The 20,646-nt window shown below is 64.3% G+C and carries 18 protein-coding genes; 12 read left to right on the plus strand and 6 right to left on the minus strand.

Annotation, left to right across the window (positions count from 1 at the left end; genetic code table 11):
* Positions 1 to 79: 79 nt before the first annotated feature.
* Positions 80 to 340, minus strand: coding sequence for a 30S ribosomal protein S20 (gene rpsT, locus DAD99_RS18885; protein ID WP_056340153.1), 261 nt, complete (start codon positions 338 to 340; stop codon positions 80 to 82).
* Between the two features lie 168 nt (positions 341 to 508).
* A complete protein-coding gene (locus DAD99_RS18890) occupies positions 509 to 1,066 on the minus strand; it encodes a type II toxin-antitoxin system PemK/MazF family toxin (protein ID WP_193342749.1) in 558 nt (185 codons plus the stop codon).
* Positions 1,067 to 1,227: 161 nt separating this feature from the next.
* On the opposite strand from DAD99_RS18890, the gene lepA reads away from it, so the two are divergent.
* Positions 1,228 to 3,081 carry a translation elongation factor 4 gene (gene lepA, locus DAD99_RS18895; protein WP_193342750.1) on the plus strand — a complete coding sequence of 618 codons (1,854 nt, stop codon included), beginning with the start codon at positions 1,228 to 1,230 and terminating at the stop codon, positions 3,079 to 3,081.
* 36 nt (positions 3,082 to 3,117) lie between these two features.
* On the plus strand, positions 3,118 to 4,347 hold the full coding sequence (gene hemW / locus DAD99_RS18900) for a radical SAM family heme chaperone HemW (protein ID WP_193342751.1): 1,230 nt from the start codon (positions 3,118 to 3,120) through the stop codon (positions 4,345 to 4,347).
* Positions 4,348 to 4,384: 37 nt separating this feature from the next.
* Here the strand turns inward: hemW and DAD99_RS18905 are convergent, their stop codons facing one another.
* On the minus strand, positions 4,385 to 4,804 hold the full coding sequence (locus DAD99_RS18905; protein ID WP_185260611.1) for a DUF4870 domain-containing protein: 420 nt from the start codon (positions 4,802 to 4,804) through the stop codon (positions 4,385 to 4,387).
* A 129-nt stretch (positions 4,805 to 4,933) separates the two neighbouring features.
* Positions 4,934 to 5,782, minus strand: a complete 849-nt coding sequence (locus tag DAD99_RS18910) for a DUF3097 domain-containing protein (RefSeq protein ID WP_193342752.1) — start codon at positions 5,780 to 5,782, stop codon at positions 4,934 to 4,936.
* 147 nt (positions 5,783 to 5,929) lie between these two features.
* On the opposite strand from DAD99_RS18910, the gene hrcA reads away from it, so the two are divergent.
* The 3 genes from hrcA (at position 5,930) to DAD99_RS18925 (ending at position 8,933) form a co-directional block, all read left to right on the plus strand.
* A complete protein-coding gene (gene hrcA / locus DAD99_RS18915; RefSeq protein ID WP_193342753.1) occupies positions 5,930 to 6,943 on the plus strand; it encodes a heat-inducible transcriptional repressor HrcA in 1,014 nt (337 codons plus the stop codon).
* Positions 6,944 to 7,020: 77 nt separating this feature from the next.
* Positions 7,021 to 8,148, plus strand: a complete 1,128-nt coding sequence (gene dnaJ / locus DAD99_RS18920) for a molecular chaperone DnaJ (protein WP_185260608.1) — start codon at positions 7,021 to 7,023, stop codon at positions 8,146 to 8,148.
* Between the two features lie 2 nt (positions 8,149 to 8,150).
* On the plus strand, positions 8,151 to 8,933 hold the full coding sequence (locus tag DAD99_RS18925) for a 16S rRNA (uracil(1498)-N(3))-methyltransferase (RefSeq protein WP_193342754.1): 783 nt from the start codon (positions 8,151 to 8,153) through the stop codon (positions 8,931 to 8,933).
* Positions 8,934 to 8,942: 9 nt separating this feature from the next.
* Here the strand turns inward: DAD99_RS18925 and DAD99_RS18930 are convergent, their stop codons facing one another.
* Complete coding sequence (locus DAD99_RS18930) at positions 8,943 to 9,899, minus strand: GerMN domain-containing protein (protein WP_375372275.1); 957 nt, start codon at positions 9,897 to 9,899, stop codon at positions 8,943 to 8,945.
* Between the two features lie 376 nt (positions 9,900 to 10,275).
* Here DAD99_RS18930 and DAD99_RS18935 point away from each other — a divergent pair, with 376 nt between their 5' ends.
* The 5 genes from DAD99_RS18935 to DAD99_RS18955 all read left to right on the plus strand — a co-directional run bounded on the left by DAD99_RS18935 (position 10,276) and on the right by DAD99_RS18955 (position 15,792).
* Complete coding sequence (locus tag DAD99_RS18935) at positions 10,276 to 11,361, plus strand: PhoH family protein (RefSeq protein ID WP_193342756.1); 1,086 nt, start codon at positions 10,276 to 10,278, stop codon at positions 11,359 to 11,361.
* Positions 11,358 to 11,831 carry an rRNA maturation RNase YbeY gene (gene ybeY, locus DAD99_RS18940; protein WP_193342757.1) on the plus strand — a complete coding sequence of 158 codons (474 nt, stop codon included), beginning with the start codon at positions 11,358 to 11,360 and terminating at the stop codon, positions 11,829 to 11,831. Before DAD99_RS18935 ends, ybeY begins: the two co-directional genes overlap by 4 nt.
* The gene (locus DAD99_RS18945) at positions 11,828 to 13,159 is read left to right on the plus strand and encodes a hemolysin family protein (RefSeq protein ID WP_193342758.1); all 1,332 of its coding nucleotides are present in this window, start codon (positions 11,828 to 11,830) and stop codon (positions 13,157 to 13,159) included. Before ybeY ends, DAD99_RS18945 begins: the two co-directional genes overlap by 4 nt.
* Entirely contained in the window at positions 13,143 to 14,117 is a 975-nt protein-coding gene (gene era / locus DAD99_RS18950) for a GTPase Era (RefSeq protein ID WP_193342759.1), read from the plus strand. Before DAD99_RS18945 ends, era begins: the two co-directional genes overlap by 17 nt.
* A 100-nt stretch (positions 14,118 to 14,217) precedes the next feature.
* Positions 14,218 to 15,792: an LCP family protein gene (locus DAD99_RS18955; protein ID WP_193342760.1), complete on the plus strand. Its 1,575-nt coding sequence runs from the start codon at positions 14,218 to 14,220 to the stop codon at positions 15,790 to 15,792.
* Positions 15,793 to 15,861: 69 nt separating this feature from the next.
* Here DAD99_RS18955 and DAD99_RS18960 read toward each other — a convergent pair whose 3' ends face one another.
* Entirely contained in the window at positions 15,862 to 17,814 is a 1,953-nt protein-coding gene (locus DAD99_RS18960; protein WP_193342761.1) for a M13-type metalloendopeptidase, read from the minus strand.
* A 255-nt stretch (positions 17,815 to 18,069) separates the two neighbouring features.
* Between DAD99_RS18960 and leuA the strand changes: the two genes are divergently transcribed.
* Together leuA and recO are read left to right on the plus strand one after the other, a co-directional pair.
* Complete coding sequence (gene leuA / locus DAD99_RS18965) at positions 18,070 to 19,809, plus strand: 2-isopropylmalate synthase (RefSeq protein WP_193342762.1); 1,740 nt, start codon at positions 18,070 to 18,072, stop codon at positions 19,807 to 19,809.
* Between the two features lie 84 nt (positions 19,810 to 19,893).
* A complete protein-coding gene (gene recO / locus DAD99_RS18970) occupies positions 19,894 to 20,646 on the plus strand; it encodes a DNA repair protein RecO (protein ID WP_193342763.1) in 753 nt (250 codons plus the stop codon).

Genomic DNA, 20,646 nt, shown 5'->3' on the forward strand with positions numbered 1-20,646 from the left:
AAGCCTTGATGGCTTAAAGATGTATGGCCGGCACCCATGGGTGCCGGCCATAATCATCAGTTCAGGTGAACTGGAAACCTTACAGCGCGTTGACCTTCTTGGAGATGGCCGACTTGCGGTTTGCTGCGTTGTTCTTGTGCAGAACACCCTTGCTGACAGCCTTGTCCAGCTTGCGGCCGGCAACAAGCAGGGCAGCGGCAGCTGCATCCTTGTCGGTGGACTCAACGGCGGTGTTGACGGCGCGGATGGCCGTCTTCAGCTCAGACTTGACTGCGTTGTTGCGCAGGCGGGCCTTCTCGTTGGTAAGGATGCGCTTCTTCTGGGACTTGATATTAGCCACGTGTGAACTCTCTTTTTAATGCGGAAATGGTCTAGAGGGCTTTCAGATTGGCCATTGACTGAGCGGCGTGGGGATACCTATGGCGACCAACCATGAGTGGCCGTCGACCTGCACGGACACACAGCTATACAGAATAGCAGACCCCCCGCAGGCTGGCCATTTGACGGTCTATTTCCAGCCGTGTCGGCGCCGGATGCCTGCAGCCACCAGATCGAAGCGTTTCCGGTCCAGAACAGCACCTTCACGCCGGATGGCGTCCGGGCTGATCTGTAGGATCCGGCCGAGGTTCGCCTCACTGGGCCGCTGTTGACGGTCCCAACTGCCGGTCCCGATGTCCAGGTACTCTCCGGAGCCTTTGCCGGCATGGTCGTGGTCCTTGCTGGTGAGCATCACCCCCAGCAGGTACTGCCGGTTCTTGCCCACCAGCAGAACAGGACGGTCTTTGCCCCGGCTGTGGTCCTCTTCATACGGCACCCATGCCCACACAATCTCGCCGGGGTCTGGACTGCCGTCGGGCTGCGGGGCGTACCGGAGGGCTGCTGTGCCGTTGAAGTCGCCAGGATAGACGCCGGGCGTGGCCGGCGTGGCCGGCGTGGCCGGTGGTGCGTGGCGGGCCGGCTTGGGCGTGGCCGGTCCCACAGATCCGGTTGGGCCTGAACGGAACTTCTGTAGGAACCTGACGGATGTCCGGACGGCGTTCGCCAAGGAGCGGAGGTTGATAGGCATGGGGCAAGACTATCGTCGGGCCCCCGTGCCCGTTTGACCTGAATGCAATACGATGCGTCCGGACGTGGGAGACTGGAAGTTCCAAATGTGCGGTCCAGCCGCAGGGTGCCTTCGGTGCGTCCTGGCGGCGGCGGCACGAATGTCAACAGTAAGGACTCTGCGTGTCTCCCATGGCCCGCACCGCCCCGGTGCCCGCCGCGACTGATCCGGCCATCATTCGGAATTTCTGCATCATCGCGCACATTGACCACGGTAAATCCACCCTGGCTGACCGCATGCTGCAGTTCACCGGGGTGGTTAAGTCCCGCGATATGAAGGCCCAGTATCTGGATCGCATGGACATTGAGCGCGAACGCGGCATCACCATTAAGTCCCAGGCGGTCCGCATGCCCTGGGAACTCGACGGGACCAGCTACGCGCTGAACATGATCGACACACCCGGTCACGTGGACTTCACCTACGAGGTGTCCCGTTCGCTGGCAGCCTGCGAAGGGGCAGTACTGCTTGTTGACGCGGCGCAGGGCATCGAGGCGCAGACTCTCGCAAACCTGTACCTGGCGATGGAAAACAACCTCACCATCATCCCGGTGCTGAACAAGATCGACCTCCCGGCGGCTCAGCCCGAGAAGTACGCGGCCGAACTGGCCAGCCTGATCGGCGGCGACCCCGACGACGTGCTCCGCGTCTCCGGCAAGACCGGCATGGGTGTCGAGGTCCTGCTGGACAAGATCGTCCGCGACCTTCCGGCCCCCGTGGGGGACCCGAACGCGCCCGCGCGCGCCATGATCTTCGACTCCGTCTACGATACGTACCGCGGTGTGGTCACCTACGTCCGTGTGGTTGACGGCATGCTGCACCCCCGTGAACGCATCCAGATGATGTCCACCCGGGCCACCCACGAACTCCTGGAGATCGGGGTGAGCTCCCCGGAGCCCACCCCCTCCAAGGGCCTCGGCGTCGGCGAAGTGGGCTACCTCATCACCGGTGTGAAGGACGTCCGCCTGTCCAAGGTGGGCGACACCGTCACCAATCTTGCCAAGCCCGCCACGCAGTCGCTTCCCGGCTATGCGGATGCCAAGCCGATGGTCTTCTCCGGCCTGTACCCATTGGACGGCACGGACTACCCCGTGCTTCGCGATGCGCTGGAGAAGCTGATGCTTAACGACGCCGCGCTGGTCTATGAGCCCGAAACGTCAGCCGCGCTCGGCTTCGGCTTCCGCGTTGGCTTCCTCGGCTTGCTCCACCTGGAAATCACCAGGGAGCGGCTCGAACGCGAATACAATCTTGACCTGATCTCCACTGCCCCCAATGTGGAGTACGAGGTAACGCTGGAGGACAAGAATGTGGTCCACGTGACCAACCCCAGCGAATACCCCTCCGGCAAGATCGCCGAGGTCCGCGAGCCGATGGTGGCTGCCACCATCCTTGCGCCGAATGAATTCGTGGGCGCCATCATGGAACTTTGCCAGAGCCGCCGCGGTGTTATCGGCGGCATGGACTACCTGTCCGAGGACAGGGTCGAAATCCGGTACCGGTTGCCGCTTGCTGAGATCGTGTTCGATTTCTTTGACATCCTCAAATCCAAGACCCGGGGCTACGGCTCGCTGGACTGGAAGGCCGACGGCGAGCAGGTGGCCGACCTGGTCAAGGTGGACATCATGCTCCAGGGCGAACAGGTGGATGCCTTCTCCGCCATCACGCACCGCGAGAAGGCTTATGCCTACGGTGTGATGATGACGGGCAAATTGCGCGAGCTTATTCCCCGCCAGCAGTTCGAAGTGCCCATCCAGGCTGCCATCGGCTCCAGGATCATCGCCCGGGAAAGCATCCGCGCCATCCGCAAGGACGTTCTGGCCAAGTGCTACGGCGGTGACATTTCCCGTAAGCGCAAGCTGCTGGAGAAGCAGAAGGAAGGCAAAAAGCGAATGAAGATGGTGGGCCGTGTTGAGGTCCCCCAGGAAGCCTTCATCGCTGCGTTGACCACTGACGAGTCCAAGGACAAGGCCAAGAAGTAGTGATGACAGTGGCCGGCAACACCGGAGGCCCCTGCAATGCCTAGCATTCTTCCGCTCGGCGACCCGGCTCCGTCGGACGGTCTGCTGCCCGCCCAGGCAGTGGAAGGTGCTTCGGACCGGGCCTTCGGACTGTACGTGCATATCCCGTTCTGCGCGGTGCGCTGCGGATACTGCGACTTCAACACGTACACGGCCACCGAGCTGGGCGGCGGCGCGTCGCAGGACGCCTACGCCAGCACGGCCGTGTCCGAAGTTGACTTTGCCGCCACCGCCCTGCGGGACTCGGGTCTTCCGGACCGGCCGCTGAGTACAGTCTTCTTCGGCGGTGGCACCCCTACGCTGCTCCCTGCGGAAGACCTCGCCCGGATCCTGACTTCTGCCGTCGGGCACTGGGGCCTGGAACCCGGCGCCGAAGTGACCACCGAAGCAAACCCGGACTCGGTCACCCCTGCATCACTGCAGGTGCTGGCCGAGGCCGGATTCACCCGGGTGTCCTTTGGCATGCAGTCCGCGGTTCCCCATGTCCTGAAGGTCTTGGACCGCACGCACACGCCCAGTCGCGTGCCGCAGGTGGTCCAGTGGGCGCGGGACGCCGGACTGGCCGTGAGCCTGGATCTTATCTACGGGACGCCGGGGGAGTCCCTGGCGGACTGGCGGTTCTCCCTGGAGACGGCCCTGTCCTACCAGCCTGACCACATCAGTGCCTACGCACTGATCGTGGAGGACGGCACCAAGCTGGCCGCCCAGATCCGCCGTGGTGAAGTCCCGGGGATCGACGACGACGACCACGCCGACAAGTACGAACTCGCCGACCAACTGATCGGCGCGGCGGGCCTCAGCTGGTACGAGGTCAGCAACTGGTCCCGGACGCCGGAGCAGGCATGCCGGCATAATCTGGCGTACTGGCGGGGGGACGACTGGTGGGGCATCGGACCAGGTGCGCACTCACACGTCGGCGGAGTCCGGTGGTGGAACGTCAAGCACCCTACGGCCTACGCCGGACGGCTCGCCCAGGGCCTGTCACCGGCCGCCGGGCGGGAAACGCTCGACGCCGAAACCCGCGACGTGGAGCGCGTGATGCTTGAGGCCCGGCTCGTGTCGGGGCTGGCAACGTCAACGCTGGGCGAACACGGTCAGCACGCCGTGGCCGGGCTCATTGCGGACGGCCTGGTGGAGCCGCCGGCAGCCTTCCGCGGCACGCTGGTTTTGACCCTGAAGGGGCGCCTGCTGGCCGATGCCGTGGTCCGCAGGATCCTGCCGGACTAACAGTGGTGGGCCCACGCCGTCAGGGTGCGGGTGGGGACTACTTGATCCAGCGCAGGTTGTACTGGTATCGGTGCGGCTGGCCCTTGTTGACATGGATGCCTGCGGCCACCGAGAAGCAGGTCAGGGCAATCCAGATCAGGGTGGCGATGACAGCGAAAATGTTTCCCACCACCGGAATAAACACCAGGACGTTGGCCACCAGCGCAGCAATGGTGGGCGGCAGGCTGAAGTTGAGTGCTTCCTTGGATTCCTGGGCGGTAAACGGCCCGCGCTCACGGAAAATCAGGTAGATCAGCAGGGAGGGAACACAGCCGAGAATCCCGCCGAAGTGCGCCAGCGTGGCCCACTGGCGGTCTTCGCTGGCGGTCAGCGGCAGCGCATTTGCCGGAACGCCCTGGTACTCGGAACGGCCCTGGCCGCCGTGGTCGTCCCGGTGCTCGCGTGCGTTTTGTGCCACGGTTTTCTTCCTTCGAAAGTGCAATGGTGCTGGGTTGGAGAATGCCGGACTGAAAGCAACTGCAGCCTCCGCAGTACCAAGAATACTGGTTCAGCCATCAAATGCCGCCGCCCGGAGCCGGATCCGGCGTTAAGGCACTGTCAGGAAGTCGATGACTTCCTCCACTCGCCCGAGCAGTGATGCCTCCAGATCCGCGTAGCTGCGGACAGCGCCCAGCAGCCTTTGCCAGCCAAGCCCAATATCTTCCTTGGTGGAGTGCGGCCAGCCGAACGCTGTCAGAATACCCGTCTTCCAGTCCTGCCCGCGGGGCACCACAGGCCACTGTTCGATGCCCAGGACAGCGGGCCGGATGGCCTGCCACACGTCAACGTAAGGGTGACCGACGATCAGGACATTGCCGGCAGCGCCGGGGGAATCCATTACGGCGGCAGCGATGCGAGACTCCTTTGAGTCCGGCACCAGGTGGTCCACCAGGACCCCCAGCCGGCGGCCGGGACCCGGACTGAACGCGGCCACCGCCCCGGCGAGGTCATCAATGCCATGCAAAGGTTCGACGACGATGCCCTCAACGCGGAGATCGTCACCCCAGACTTTCTCCACCAGTTCGGCGTCGTGTTTTCCTTCCACCCAGATTCTGTTCGCCTTGGCCACCTGGGCACGCTGGCCGGCCACGCGGACTGAGCCGGACGCCGTCCGGCCGGCCGCCACGGGGGCGGCCTGCCTGGGCGCCGGGGGAACGAGCCGGATGGGCTGCCCCTCCAGGAGGAACCCGAAGCCGAGCCGGAAGGACCGGGACTTGCCTCGCCGGTCTTCGAGGGCCACGACATGCATGCCGCCGGACTTCTCCACCCGGGTCACCGCTCCCACCCAGCCGGACTGGGCATCTTCAAGGACCATGCCGCGTTCCACGGGAACCTCAGGAAGTTCGCTCCTGACGGGCGCGGTGATCTCCTGCGGACCCCAGTTCTGGTAATGCATGGATTGATTCCGCCTTGCCGCTAGATCCTGGCCCGGAATTTCGCCCGGAGCGGTACCAATGCTAACAACGGGGTGACTCATATTAGACTGTTAGCACTTAGGCACGTCGAGTGCTAACCCCGCAGTGACCACGGATGGAGGTGGAGTATGAGCGAGCCGCGCAAACTCGAAGTACTGCGCGCCATCGTGGAGGACTATGTGCACTCCCGCGAGCCGGTGGGGTCCAAAGCGCTCGTGGAACGCCATCACCTCGGCGTGTCCAGCGCCACTATCCGCAACGACATGGCGGCCTTGGAAGACGACGGCCTGATCACTGCCCCGCACACCAGCGCCGGACGGATCCCCACAGACAAAGGCTACCGGCTGTTTGTGGACCAGATTTCAGCAGTAAAGCCGCTTTCCCAGGCGGAACGGCGGGCGATCCAGGCGCTGCTGGAGGGCGCAGACGATCTGGACGACGTCCTGGACAGGACCGTCAGGATGCTGTCGCAGCTAACCAACCAGGTCGCCGTCGTGCAGTATCCGCATCTGAGCCGCGCCACCATCCGCCACATCGAATTCGTCCTGCTTGCGCCCCGGCAGGTCCTCGTGGTCCTCATCGCCACCACCGGCAAGGTAGAACAGCGCGTAATCGACGTCGGCCAGGACCTCGGCGACGACGTCGTCGCGTCGTTGCGGGCACACTTCCTCGGATCCCTCGCGGGCATCTCGCTGAGCCGCCTGACGCCGTCGCTGCCGGGGGTCGTTTCGTCCGTCAGCCCGGGCCAGCGTGCGGCGGCCCAGGCATTGGCCCAGGGGCTGGAAACGCTCGCCCACAACAGCCGTGAGGAACGCATGGTCATGGCCGGAACAGCGAACCTCGCCCGCTCCAATGTGGATTTTCCGCTCAGTATCGGACCGGTCCTGGAAGCCCTCGAGGAGCAGGTTGTCCTGCTGCGCCTCCTAAGCGACATGGCGCAGGATCCGAGGGGTGTGGCAGTCAGTATCGGGCGTGAAAACCCGTACGACGGGCTCGCGGAAGCCTCCGTGGTGGCCACGGGCTACGGACCAGACAGCACCGCCAAGATCGGTGTGCTGGGCCCCACCCGGATGGACTATCCCACCACCATGGCCGCCGTCAGGGCAGTAGCCCGTTACCTTTCAAGAATTCTGGGTCCGTAACAGCACTACGGTCCAGGCACGAAGAGCAGTGCCGGCAGCCCGCCTGCCGGCAGTACAACAAGGAAGAGATACGAACTTTGAGCAGCCACTACGACGTCCTCGGAGTCTCGCCGGAAGCCACCGGGGAAGAGATCAAGAAGGCCTACCGCAAGCTGGCCCGCACTCTTCACCCGGATGTAAACCCCGGGGAGGATGCTTCGGACCGCTTCAAGGCCGTGACCCACGCCTACGAGGTACTTTCGGACCCGCAGAAGCGACGGATCTATGACACCACCGGCAACGAGAACGGCACCGACAACGGGTTCGGCGGCGGCGGATACTCCGGCCAGGGCTTCGCGTTCCAGGATATCTTCGACACGTTCTTCGGCGCGGGCGGCTCCTCCGGCCCCGCGTCCCGGGTCCGCCGCGGCCAGGACGCACTGATCAGTGTCCGAATCGAACTGCGCGATGCCGTGTTCGGCGTCAACCGGAAACTTGAAGTGGACACCGCGGTTACCTGCCCCACCTGCAACGGGTCATGCTGCCGCGAAGGCAGCCACCCTGTCCGCTGCGATATCTGCGGCGGCAGCGGCCAGGTTCAGCGTGCCGTGCGCTCCATCCTGGGCCAGGTCATGACGGCGGCCCCGTGCGGCAGCTGCGATGGTTTCGGGACGGTCATCAAGGACCCTTGCAACGAATGCAGCGGACAGGGCCGCATTCGCAGCCGGCGGTCCCTCACCATCAAGGTGCCCGCCGGTGTTGCCACGGGCACGCGGATCCAGCTCTCCGGGCAAGGCGAAGCGGGCCCGGCCGGAGGACCATCCGGGGACCTCTATGTGGAACTGCGGGTCAACAACGACGCCACCTACGCCCGCGACGGCGACGACCTGCACGCGACGCTGCACATTCCGATGACAGCCGCCGCCCTGGGCACCGAGCTGTCACTGGAAACCTTTGACGGACTGCAGGAGATCGACGTCAAGGCGGGCACGCAGTCAGGGGAGATCATCACGCTCCGCGGACTCGGCGTGACGCACCTGCGCGGTTACGGCCGCGGGGATCTGATGGTCCATCTGCAGGTTGAGACGCCAGCCAAGCTGGATGCGGCGCAGGAGGACCTCCTGCGGCAGCTGGCGAAGCTTCGGGGCGAGCAGTTCACGGAAGGTAAACTGGCAGCCAGCGGCGGCGTCTTTGCCAAGCTGCGGGACCGGTTCGGTAACCTGTAGCGGTGAGCAATCCCGTTTTCTTCAGCGGTGCCGGGGCGCTCGACGAGCTGGTGCCCGGTGCCCGATTTATCCTTCAAGGGCCGGAGGCACGCCACGCCGTGACCGTGAAACGGCTATCTCCTGGAGAGGCCGTGGACATTGCCGACGGCGCCGGAAAACGGCTGACGGGAACTGTTGTCTCGGCGTCGCCGGCAGAGCTTACCGTGGAATGCTCCGCCCTCGTTGTGGAGGACCGGCCCGACATCCGGCTGGTGCTGGTGCAGGCCCTCGCCAAGGGGGACCGCGACGAACTGGCCGTGGAAACGGCAACCGAACTCGGGATTGATGCCGTAATTCCCTGGCAGGCCGAGCGCTCAATCGTCCGCTGGAAGGGTGAGCGCGCGGCCAAGGCCCACGCAAAATGGCAGTCCGTGGTCACCGCCGCCGCCAAGCAGGCACGCCGCGCCTGGATCCCCGAGGTGCGCGCCGCCGTCGAAACGCCAGGCCTTGCGGCGGCAGTGGCGGCAGCGGATCTGGCCGTAATTCTGCACGAAGACGCGGTCCGGCCGCTCCGGTCCGTCCTGGAGTTATGGCAGGGCGCCCAGGCTGACACCGGACCCCTGGAAATTCTGCTCATCGTTGGCCCGGAAGGCGGAATCAGTCCCCGCGAAGTCACCCGGCTTTGCGACGCCGGGGCCGTGACGGCCCTCTTGGGCCAGCACGTCCTCAGGTCATCCACGGCCGGACCGGCAGCGGTTGTCCTGGCGAGCGATGTCCTGGGACGCTGGACAGTGCCAGTGTCCTGACGCGGCCTGCTACCGGACTTTGAAGTTCCGCGTATCCACATTCAGCTCCTGGCTGCTGCCGGCTGTCTCCACCTGCGAAACACGGAGCTCATAGTTCCCGGCGGACAGGCTCAGCGCAAGCGTGAACACTCCGGCCTGGGCCGCTTCGGCCGCTGCAGTGGTCTCCCCGGTGAGGTAGGGCGCCTTGTTCCCGTTCGCTTCGGCCCGCAGGATCTGCCAGCGGAGCTTGCCGCCAGGAACCGTGCTGCGGCCTGTGATCTTGACGCTTCCGCCAGCCAGGTCCGTCCCTTCCTGCGGATCGATGATCCAGACAGGCGCCACCATTCCGGCAGCCCGGGACATTGGGTCGCCAAGCTGGATGTGGTTGAAGGCAACGTAGTCGGTGTGGCTATCCACCAGGATCCTGACCTGGATCTGCTGGCCGGAATCGATCAGGCCGGAACTCGCAGCCGCCGCCGTAGCGGTAAAGACCAGCTGCTGGATGGCGCGGCCAGCCATGTCGGCGTCGAGATTGCTGTTAAAGGCATCTTCGGAGATGTCGACCGTGATGACGTTCTTGCCGGAGATGGACGAGGCAAGTTTCTCCGGATTCTGCCAGGGCGTAAAGAAATCCGGGTCCAGCGGCTTCTCCGACATCATGGCCCGGAGGGCACGTGTCACAGGATTCTCCTGCTCCGGCACGTCCCGGAACTCCCGGTACAGGAACACGTTGTTGTTGCTTCGGCCAATCCAGTAGACGGGTGCCTTGTTGGAAGACTGTGTGGTTTCCAAGGGCGCGCTGGTGGAGGGGCCCCCGGGTGAGCCGGTGGCAGCCTGGCTGGAGTTTGCCGTCGGGTTGGGCCCGGGGTTGGGGTCCGCGATGCAACCTGTGAGAAGGAGGAATGCTGGCAGTAGACCCAGGAGGAGTTGCGGACGGAAGCGCGGCTCGGCGCGTCTGGCACTAAGGGGGGTCGCTGTCTGCGGCACTCTCGTGGCCTGTCCTTTCCCGGCTGTGAAATGGTGAGGCCTGGGCCCCGTGAGCCGGTCCCCGGACGGCTGTGATTTCCAGCATGGCATAACCGGTTCTGCCAAAAGGACCAGATCCCGGCTGCCGGTGCAACTGCAACGGGAACGATATGCGCCTGATATGAAGTTGATACCTAAAGACGGCAACCGTCCCGCAGCACGCTGGTGACGGGTACCTTTCCCGGCGACCGCCGGGCGCTGCCGGGAGGTGCCTCCTGGCGTAAGATGGTAGGACTCCGCTGGCTTCTGCGCGCTCGGCAACAGCCCCGTCCACACAGCAGCCGGCGGCACTTTAAGTTTCGAACTGGAGGAGACCACAGGCCCGCGGGCCAGCACCATGACTGAATCAGCGAACGGAAAGCGCCGGCTCAATACTGACCGCGCCGCCGCAGAATTCCCCCATTCACTTCCTGGTGTCCGGACGGAGGTGGTTCTCTTTGACAACTCCGACCAGATGGTCCAATCGCTCGGCAGCCATGACGAGGCCTTGCGTTACATCGAAGAGCAGTTCCCGTCGGTGAACTTCCACGTCCGTGGAAACGAGCTGTCCATCAGCGGCCCTGCCAACGAAGTTCCGCGCATTATGCGGCTCCTGCATGAAGTGCGCGGCCTCGTGGCCCGCGGCACCGTCATCAGCCCCGCGGTGCTGCACCAGCTCGTTGCGCTGCTCCGCAGCCAGTCATTGCAGAACCCTGTGGATGTCCTCACTCATGACATCCTCTCCAGCAGGGGGAAGACCATCCGGCCCAAAACCCTGAACCAGAAGAACTACGTGGACGCGATTGACGCGAACACAGTGATTTTCGGTATTGGCCCTGCAGGCACGGGTAAGACGTACCTCGCGATGGCCAAGGCTGTTCAGGCCCTCCAGCAGAAGGAAGTCAGCCGCATTATCCTGACCAGGCCCGCAGTCGAGGCCGGCGAACGGCTGGGATTCCTGCCGGGCACCCTGAGCGACAAGATCGATCCCTACCTGCGCCCGCTGTACGACGCACTGCACGACATGATGGACCCCGAGTCCATCCCGCGGCTGATGGCGGCGGGCACCATCGAAGTGGCGCCGCTGGCCTACATGCGGGGGCGCACGCTCAATGACGCCTTCATCATTCTGGACGAAGCGCAGAACACCACACCGGAACAGATGAAGATGTTTCTGACGCGCTTGGGCTTCGGGTCCAAAATGGTGGTCACCGGCGACGTCACCCAGGTGGACCTTCCCTTTGGCACCCGGTCGGGCCTGCGGATCGTAGAGGAGATCCTGCAGGGAATCGACGACGTGAACTTCACCGTCCTGGACTCCACTGACGTGGTCCGCCATCGCCTTGTGGGTGACATCGTGCGTGCCTACAGTCTCTGGGATGACGTCCAGCGGAGCAAAGTAAAACACTCGGTGAGCCGGGAAAAGCGGGGGGAAAACGCGTGAGCATTGAGGTTAACAACGAATCCGGCATCCAGGTTGATGAAGCCGGGCTCGTGGCACTGTCCCGGTACGTTTTCGAGCAGTTGTTTATCCACCCGCAGGCTGAACTCTCCATTCTCCTGGTGGATGAACCAGCCATGGAAAAGCTCCACATCGAACTGATGGACGAGCCCGGATCCACAGACGTGCTCTCGGTTCCCATGGACGAACTGACCCCCGGTACGCCGGACCGGCCCACTCCACAAGGGATGCTGGGTGACATTGCCGTGTGCCCCCAGGTGGCGCAGGTGCAGGCAGCCAACGCCGGGCATTCCCTGCAGGATGAGATGCTGCTGCTGACCACCCACGGGATCCTCCACCTGCTCGGCTATGACCACGCAGAGCCCGAGGAAAAGGAAGAGATGTTCGGCCTCCAGCGCCAGCTGCTTTCCGGCTTCACCGGCAAAGAAGCACCCGCCGAGACCACGCAGTGACGCCCCTGCTCCTTGTCGGCATGGCCCTGGCCTTCCTCAGCACCGCAGCACTCCTGACCGCAGCCGAGGCCGCGTTCACGTTTCTTTCCCGGCATGACGCCGAAGACGCGCTGCTGAAAACCCGCGGAAACGCCATGCAGCGCATCCTGGCCCAGCCGGTGGCCCACATCCGGGCGTTGAGGTTCTGGCGGGTCTGGTTCGAGATGGCTTCAGCCGTGGCCGTGGCTGTGCTGCTCCACAGCCTGCTGGACAACGTCTGGCTGGCCGGGCTTGCCGCAACCGGGATCATGGCCTTGCTCGGCTTCGTTATCGTGGGAGTTTCCCCGCGGCAGATCGGCAGGCTCCATTCGGCCGCGGTGGTCCGGTATACGGCATCGCTGATCAGGTTCCTGACCTGGGTCCTCGGTCCCATTCCCGGGTGGCTCGTGGCGCTGGGCAGTGCCGCCGCTCCCGGCGCCCCTGCCGGTGATGACGCGTTCTTCAGCGAACAGGAATTCCGCGAACTCGTGGACCGGGCCTCTGAATCGGACATGATCGAAGACACCGAAGCGGAAATGATCCAATCAGTCTTTGACTTCGGCGATACCCTGGTGCGCGCCGTAATGGTGCCCAGGACCGATATCCTCAGCATCGACGCCGGTTCCAGCCTCAGGCGGGCCATGTCGATGTTCCTGCGGTCGGGCTACTCTCGGATCCCCGTGATCCGAGACAATACGGACCAGATTCTCGGAATTGTCTACCTCAAGGACGTTGCGGCGACGCTTCATGAGCTGGGGCCCGACGACGAGCCGCCCCCGGTCGAAGCCTTGGCCCGCGGGGTGCGGTACGTCCCGGAGTCCAAGCCGGTGAGCGACCTCCTCCGGGAGCTGCAGAAGGAGTCAACCCACGTGGCCATCGTGATCGACGAATACGGTGGCACGGCCGGCCTTGTCACCCTCGAAGACCTCATCGAGGAAATCGTCGGCGAAATCGTGGACGAATATGACACGGAAAGCGCCGAGGCCGTGGCCCTGGGCAGTGGTTCGTACCGCGTGAGCGCCCGGATGAGCATCGATGACCTTGGAGAACTGTTCGACATAGAGCTCGACGACGACGAAGTTGACACCGTGGGCGGGCTGCTGGCCAAGGCCCTGGGTCGCGTTCCCATCGTGGGCAGCCGCGTGGAGGTGGATGGCATCTCACTGCTCGCCGAACGGCTCGAGGGCCGCCGCAACCGCGTCAGCCACATCATTGCCGCAGCAGCACCAAAGACAGACACTGACCTTGAAGACGTCCTCGACGAGGCGGAAGCAACCCAGCAGGGAGTTCCACGTGAGCAAGAAAAATAGTCGTCCGGCAAGCCCGGATTCAGCCGCAACAGAGTTCGGCGGATACAGGGCGGGCTTTGCGGTCCTCGTGGGGCGGCCGAACGCGGGCAAATCAACCCTGACGAACGCCCTGGTGGGCCAGAAGGTGGCGATCACTTCCGCCAAGCCGCAGACCACGCGGCACACCATCCGAGGGATCGTGCACCGCGATGACGCCCAGTTGATCCTGGTTGATACGCCTGGCCTGCACCGCCCCCGAACCCTGCTGGGAAAACGGTTGAACGAACTCGTCGCCGACACCCTCGCCGAGGTCGACGCGATCGGCTTCTGCCTTCCCGCCAACGAGAAGATCGGCCCGGGCGACAAGTACATCGCCGCGCAGCTCGCCGCCATTGGCAACAAGCCGGTCATCGCGGTCGTCACCAAGGCGGACACCGTGGACCGGCAGGCGCTCACGGAGCAGTTGCTCGCCGTCGCTGCATTGGGCCGGGATGTCATCGGCGAGGACGGCTGGAAAGACATCGTGCCCGTTTCCGCCACCGACGGGTTCCAGGTCGACACCCTCGCAGACGTCCTGATCAGCCACATGCCAGCATCGCCGCCCCTGTATCCGGATGGCCACCTGACGGACGAACCGGAAGCTGTGATGATCGCGGAACTCATCCGGGAAGCGGCCCTTGAGGGCGTACGGGACGAACTGCCGCACTCCCTGGCGGTCGTCGTTGATGAGATTGTTCCGCGTGAAGGCCGGCCCGAGGACAGGCCCTTCCTCGACGTCCGGGTCAACGTTTACGTGGAGCGTCCGTCGCAGAAGGCCATCATCATCGGCAAAGGCGGCGCACGGCTCCGCGAAGTCGGTACCACCGCCCGCAAGGGGATCGAGGCGCTGCTCGGCGCCCGAATCTACCTTGACCTGCATGTGAAGGTGGCAAAGGACTGGCAGCGTGACCCGAAGCAGCTGGTCAAGCTGGGCTTCTGACGCGGCCCTTACACCGTGCCCCGGCCGGTCGTCGGGAAGTTCCCAGACTGGGCAACTAAAATAGGCCGGATTCAATTTTTTCGAGGAAGGTACACCACACATGGGGCGAGGCCGCGACAATCGCGAGTACGGAGCTGACGCGTCAGCCGGGACCGGTCCGGTCTCCCGCCACGCTGATGCCACCGCCGTCGGCGTCGCCCGGCATCTCGGCTCCCGCAGCCGGATGCGGGCGTGGGTGAAGGTGACTACCGCAGTGGTAACCATCCTGGTGGTCGGCGGTCTTGGTTTCGCCGGGTATTGGTATTTTCGGCTTCAGTCCAACATCACGACTGCGCCGCTGAACGCCGGTGGCACCGCGAACCCCGAGGCCGACAAATCGGAGCGGATGCAGATTCTGATCCTGGGCTCGGATACCAGGGACGGCGCAAACGCTGAGTACGGCTCTGCGGACGCCTCAACCGGTTACGGCAAGTCCGACGTCATGATGCTGATGGACGTATCGGCGGACAACAAGCGCGTCAGCGTCATCAGCTTCCCCCGGGACCTGCTGGTCGATATTCCGGAGTGCACCGACCAGAAGACCAAACGGACGTATCCTGCCCGCAGCGGTGCCATGATCAACGAGGCCATGAATGAAGCCGGCATCGGCTGCGCCGTAGACACGGTCAACAAGCTGACTGGCCTGGAGATCGATCACTTCATGATGGCGGACTTTACAGCTGTGAAGGAACTCTCCAACACGGTGGGCGGCGTTGACGTGTGCATCAGTGACGCCGTCTACGATCCGGACTCCCGGTTGCGCCTGCCGAAGGGCACATCCTCGGTCAAGGGCGAAATGGCCCTTGCTTTCCTGCGGACCAGGCACGCCTTCGCCGATGGCGGCGATCTCGGCCGGATCAGGGCACAGCAGGGATTCCTGTCCTCCCTTACGCGCAAGATCAAGGACGACGGCACACTGTCCGACCCCTCTAAAATGCTGAACATTGCCGATGTGGTGACGAAGAACCTCACCGTGGATGAGGGGCTGGCCTCCGTGCCGTCGCTCGTGAGTATAGGTAGCCGGCTGAAGGACATCGACATCAGCAAGGTGGCGTTTGTGGCCGTGCCCAACACGCCGGCAGCCACGGATATCAACCGCCTGCAGATTGCGGAGCCCGCAGGGTCACAGCTGTTTGCGGCACTCCGCGAGGACGTGGACCTCACGGATCCAACTGCGCCCACCACTCCTACCCCGGCGCCGACAGAAACGACAGCCCTGCCCACAGAAACAGCCCCGGCTGTGCCACCGTATGACAAGGCGCTGCAGCCAGTCACCGTGGCCAACGGCAGCGGCATCCCGGGGCGCGCCCAGGAAATCGTGCAGGCCTTGATTACCGGCGGTTTCACCCAATCCGGGCCGCTACAAGCCGCACCTGTCGCGCAGAGCGTTGTCTACTACGGTACTGAATTCGCCGACGTCGCAGCCGATGTGGCTGCGCTGCTCGGGATCCCGGCCGCCCAGGTCCAGCTGGCACCGCGCGTCGCCGGAGTCCAGGTCTACCTTGGAACTGACTTCTCCACCGGGGCAACCTACGGCGCCGGCGCGGGCGCCGCCCTGCCCGAGGACATCGTCAACCAGACGGCCGGCGATACTGTGTGCCAGCAGGCCAACCCGGTGCTGATCGTCCAGGACTGACGGCAGAACCCAGTAGACACCGGAGGCGGGGCCAGGAGGCCCCGCCTCCCGGTGTCTCTGCCGGGATGATTACCAGATGCTGACGCGGGCTTCCTGGGGCATCCACATGCCGTCCTGCCCGGTCACGCCAAAGGCCTCGTGGAAGGCGTCGAGGTTCTTGGCAATGGCGTTGGTCCTGAACTCGTTGGGGGAGTGGGGATCCGTGGCGAGCCTCCTGATGGCCTCTTCAGACCGGATCACCTGCCGCCAGCCGGCCGCCCAGGACGCGAAGAACCGCTGCTGCCCCGTCAGTCCGTCCAGCACCTCGGGTTCCCTGCCATCGAGGCTGAGGAGATAAGCCTTGTAGGCGATGGTCAGGCCACCGAGGTCGCCGATGTTTTCCCCGAGCGTCAGCTTGCCGTTGACGTTATGCCCTGGCGCGGCATACGGCGACAACGCATCGAACTGTGCCACGAGCTTCGCCGTGAGCTCCTCAAAGGCCGTCCTGTCAGCCTCGGTCCACCAGTTCCGCAGCGCGCCTCCGCCGTCGAACTGTGACCCCTGGTCATCAAAACCGTGGCCGATCTCGTGGCCGATCACCGCTCCGATGCCGCCGTAGTTGACGGCGTCATCGGCGTCGGCCGTGAAGAACGGTGGCTGCAGGATGGCCGCCGGGAACACGATCTCGTTGAGCATCGGGTGGTAGTACGCGTTCACCGTCTGCGGTGTCATAAGCCACTTGTTGAGGTCCACCGGTTTGCCCACCTCATCCAGGTGGCGGTTGACGTCGGCGTTGTGGGCCCGCTCGACGTTGCCCAGTAGGTCCGCGGGGTCGATCTCCACAGCGGAGTAATCAATCCACTTGTCGGGGTAGCCGATCTTGGCGCGGAAGGCCTCCAGTTTCCGCAGCGCCTCAGCCTTGGTTTCCGCACCCATCCACGCAAGGCCGGTGATGGACTGCCGGTAGGCCTCGATCAGGTTGGACACCAAGGTCTGCATGCGGGCTTTGTGGGATTCGGGGAAGTGCTTCGAGACGTAAATCTGCCCAACGGCCTCACCGAGCGCGGCTTCCACGACGGCGACGGCCCGCTTCCAGCGGTCCTTGTTCCGGGGGGTGCCGCTGATGGTTGTTCCGTAGAAGGAGAAGTTGGCATCCACGAACTCGGCGGACAGGTAGGGCGCCGCGCCGTTGACGACGCGCAGGGCGAGCCACTCCTGCCACACAGAGAGCGGTTCGGACTCCAGCAGGCCAGCGGCCCCGCTGAAGAAGTCCGGAGTGCTCACGACGATTTCGCTGCTTTTGTCGGCGTCGATCCCGGCAGCTTCGAACCAGGTGTTGAGCAGCGGGAACAGCGTGGCTGCTTCCTCGGCGGATTTAAGGTTGTAGGTCTTCTGCGGGTCGCGCAGGGTGACGTTGTCCCAGTGATGGGAAGCAAGTTTGGTTTCGAGCGCAACGACGCGCGCGGCCGCCGTCTCCGGATCAGCCACCCCTGCCAGGGTGAACATGGTCCGGACATGCTCGCCATAGGCCTTGACCATGGGGGCGAACTTTTCTTCCCGGTAGTAGGACTCGTCCGGCAGTCCGAGGCCGCCCTGGCCGGTATAGAGCAGGATGCGGTCCGGGTTGCCCGCGTCCGGAGCCGGGTAAATGTAGAAAAGCCCGGAAACGTCTGACCGGAACAGGCGCCCGGCCAGGGCCACAAGGTCGGCAACCGTGGTGGTGGCGAACACGTCGGCAAGGCGACCGCGGATGGGCTCCATTCCCTTGGCCTCCACGGTGGCTGCATCCATAAAGCTGTTGTAGAGCTCGCCGACCTTCCGTTCTATCCCGCTGGCGGCCTCACCTTTGGCGGCCGCTTCCTCGATGATGTCCCGGACCGCGATTTCCGCTCCGTCGCGCAGTGCGGTGAATGTTCCCTCGAGTGGCCGGTCATCCGGAATTTCCGTGGCCTTGAGCCAGGACCCGTTCACGTGCTGGTACAGGTCGTCCTGCGGCCTGACGGTGCGGTCAATGTTGGACAGATCGATCCCCGAGATGGGCACAAAAGCTCCTTCGTGTGACGAGCCGCGGCCGTCGGTTGCACCGGCGCGGCGTCTGCATTGTGGACGGTGCTGGAGGTGTTGCTCCTTCATCTTACGCACCCGTGTTACTGTGAAATGGTGCGCGCAGAACTGCTCCTTCTTAGCTGCCGCGGCGAGGCCTCAGACGCGATCTAGCGCAAGGCCCATCCTCGTCGCGGAGTTTGTGTTGCCCGGCCACCCTTTCAGATTTGAACCACAGAAAAGGCCCCGATAGTAATGCGAAACGCACAGAAGCCCTCCGGAATGCCCGTCCACCGCTACACGCCGTTCCAGGATCTGATCACCGTTGAACTGCCTGACCGCACGTGGCCGGACAAGGTCATCAACAAGGCCCCGCGCTGGTGCGCCGTGGACCTGCGTGACGGCAACCAGGCGCTGATCGACCCGATGAGCCCCGCCCGCAAGATGAAGATGTTCGATCTGCTGGTCCGCATGGGCTACAAGGAAATTGAAGTCGGCTTCCCGTCTGCTTCGCAGACCGATTTCGACTTTGTCCGTCAGCTCATCGTCGGAAACCACATCCCGGACGACGTCACCATCCAGGTCCTCACCCAGGCACGCGAGCACCTGATCGAACGGACCTATGAGTCCTTGGTCGGCGCTAAGCAGGCCATTGTCCACCTGTACAACTCAACGTCCGTCCTGCAGCGCCGCGTGGTGTTCAACCAGGATCAGGACGGCATTCTGGACATCGCGCTCCAGGGCGCCCGGCTGTGCAAGAAGTACGAGGAAACCCTCGTGGACACGCACATCACCTATGAATACTCGCCGGAGTCGTTCACCGGAACCGAACTGGAGTACGCCGTTCGGGTCTGCAACGCCATCGCCGACGTCTTCGAAGCATCCGCCGACAGCCAGGTCATCATCAACCTGCCCGCCACGGTGGAAATGGCCACTCCGAACGTTTACGCCGATTCCATCGAGTGGATGAGCCGGAACCTGCACCCGCGCGAAGGCATCATCCTGTCCCTGCACCCGCACAATGACCGGGGCACCGGCGTGGCCGCCGCCGAGCTGGGGTACCTGGCCGGCGCGGATCGGATCGAGGGCTGCCTGTTCGGCAACGGCGAGCGGACCGGCAACGTGGACCTCGTCACCCTGGGCCTGAACATGTTCGTGCAGGGTATCGATCCCATGATCGACTTCTCCGACATCGACGAGATCCGGCGCACCGTGGAGTACTGCAACCAGCTCCCCGTCGCAGAGCGCTCCCCCTACGGCGGCGACCTGGTGTTTACCGCATTCTCAGGCTCGCACCAGGACGCCATCAAGAAGGGCTTCGAGGCGCTGGAGAAGGACGCCGCAGCCGCCGGCAAGGACGTCGCGGACTTCACCTGGCAAGTCCCGTACCTGCCCGTTGACCCCAAGGACCTGGGCCGCAGCTACGAGGCCGTCATCCGGGTCAACTCGCAGTCCGGCAAGGGTGGCGTGGCCTACCTGCTCAAGAACGAACACAGCCTGGACCTGCCGCGCCGCGCCCAGATGGAATTTTCGGGCGTCATCCAGAAGAAGACCGATACCGTGGGCGGCGAAGTCAGCGGCGCCCAGTTGTGGCAGCATTTCCAGGACGAGTACCTGCCCTCCAGCGAAACGGACGGCCAGTGGGGCCGCTACTCGCTCGGTTCCGTCAGCACCGAAACCGATGACGACGGCGGGATGACCCTGCACGCCTCGCTCACTGTTGACGGTGTCCAGGCCCGACGGACAGGCACCGGAAACGGGCCCATTGCGGCGCTGTTGAGCATCCTGCGCGAGGACGGCGTGGATGTCCGGGTGCTGGACTACAGCGAGCATGCCCTTTCGGAAGGCGGCAGCGCCATGGCCGCAGCCTACGTCGAGTGCGCCGTGGGGGAGCGGGTCCTGTGGGGTGTCGGCATTGATGCCAACACCAGCATGTCCTCGCTCAAGGCCGTCATTTCCGCAGTCAACCGGGCCATCCGGGATTCCCGCGCCTGATTCGGAATGCGTTGCGCGCCGGGAATCCCGGCGCGCAACGCGCCGGCATCGCCGGCTTTCCGGAACTCAGTGCGAAGATTAACCGTGGTCCAACAATCCTTTGCTGCCCGGTCTTACCGGGATGACGCCGTGGTGCTTCGTACCCACAAGCTGGGCGAGGCCGACCGCATCATCACCCTGCTGACCAAGCACCACGGTCAGATTCGCGCCGTCGCCAAGGGAGTACGGCGGACCAGCAGCAAGTTTGGGGCGCGGCTGGAGCCCTTTATGGTTGCAGACCTGCAGCTGGTCTCCGGAAAGACACTGGACATCGTCACCCAGGCGGTTGCCAAGGGCGCCTACGGCAGCAACATCGCCGCAGACTATGGCCGCTACACCGTTGCTGCTGCCATGACCGAAACTGCGGAGAAACTGACGGATGTCGACGGCGAAGCCGGCACCGCCCAGTACAACCTGCTGGTGGGTGCGCTGGCATCGCTGAGCCGGGCCGAACATGCGCCCGGACTGATCCTCGATTCCTATCTCCTGCGCGCTCTTGCCACCGGCGGCTGGGCGCCGAGTTTCACCAACTGCGCCCGCTGCGGCCGGCCCGGCCCCCATACGGCGTTTTCAGCTCCGCTCGGCGGCATGGTCTGCGCCGACTGCAGGCCACCGGGTTCGCCCGCGCCGGCGGCAGAGACCGTCGTACTGCTGGGTGCCTTGCTGACGGGGGACTGGACGACGGCGGATGGTTCGCAGGTGCCGCACCGCCGGGAGGCTGCGGGGCTGGTGGCCGTATACCTGCAATGGCACCTTGAGCGTGTCCTGAAATCCCTCAAACATGTGGAGCGTGGCTGA

It is taken from the genome of Pseudarthrobacter sp. AB1, from assembly GCF_014926485.1.
Taxonomy (GTDB): Bacteria; Actinomycetota; Actinomycetes; order Actinomycetales; family Micrococcaceae; genus Arthrobacter.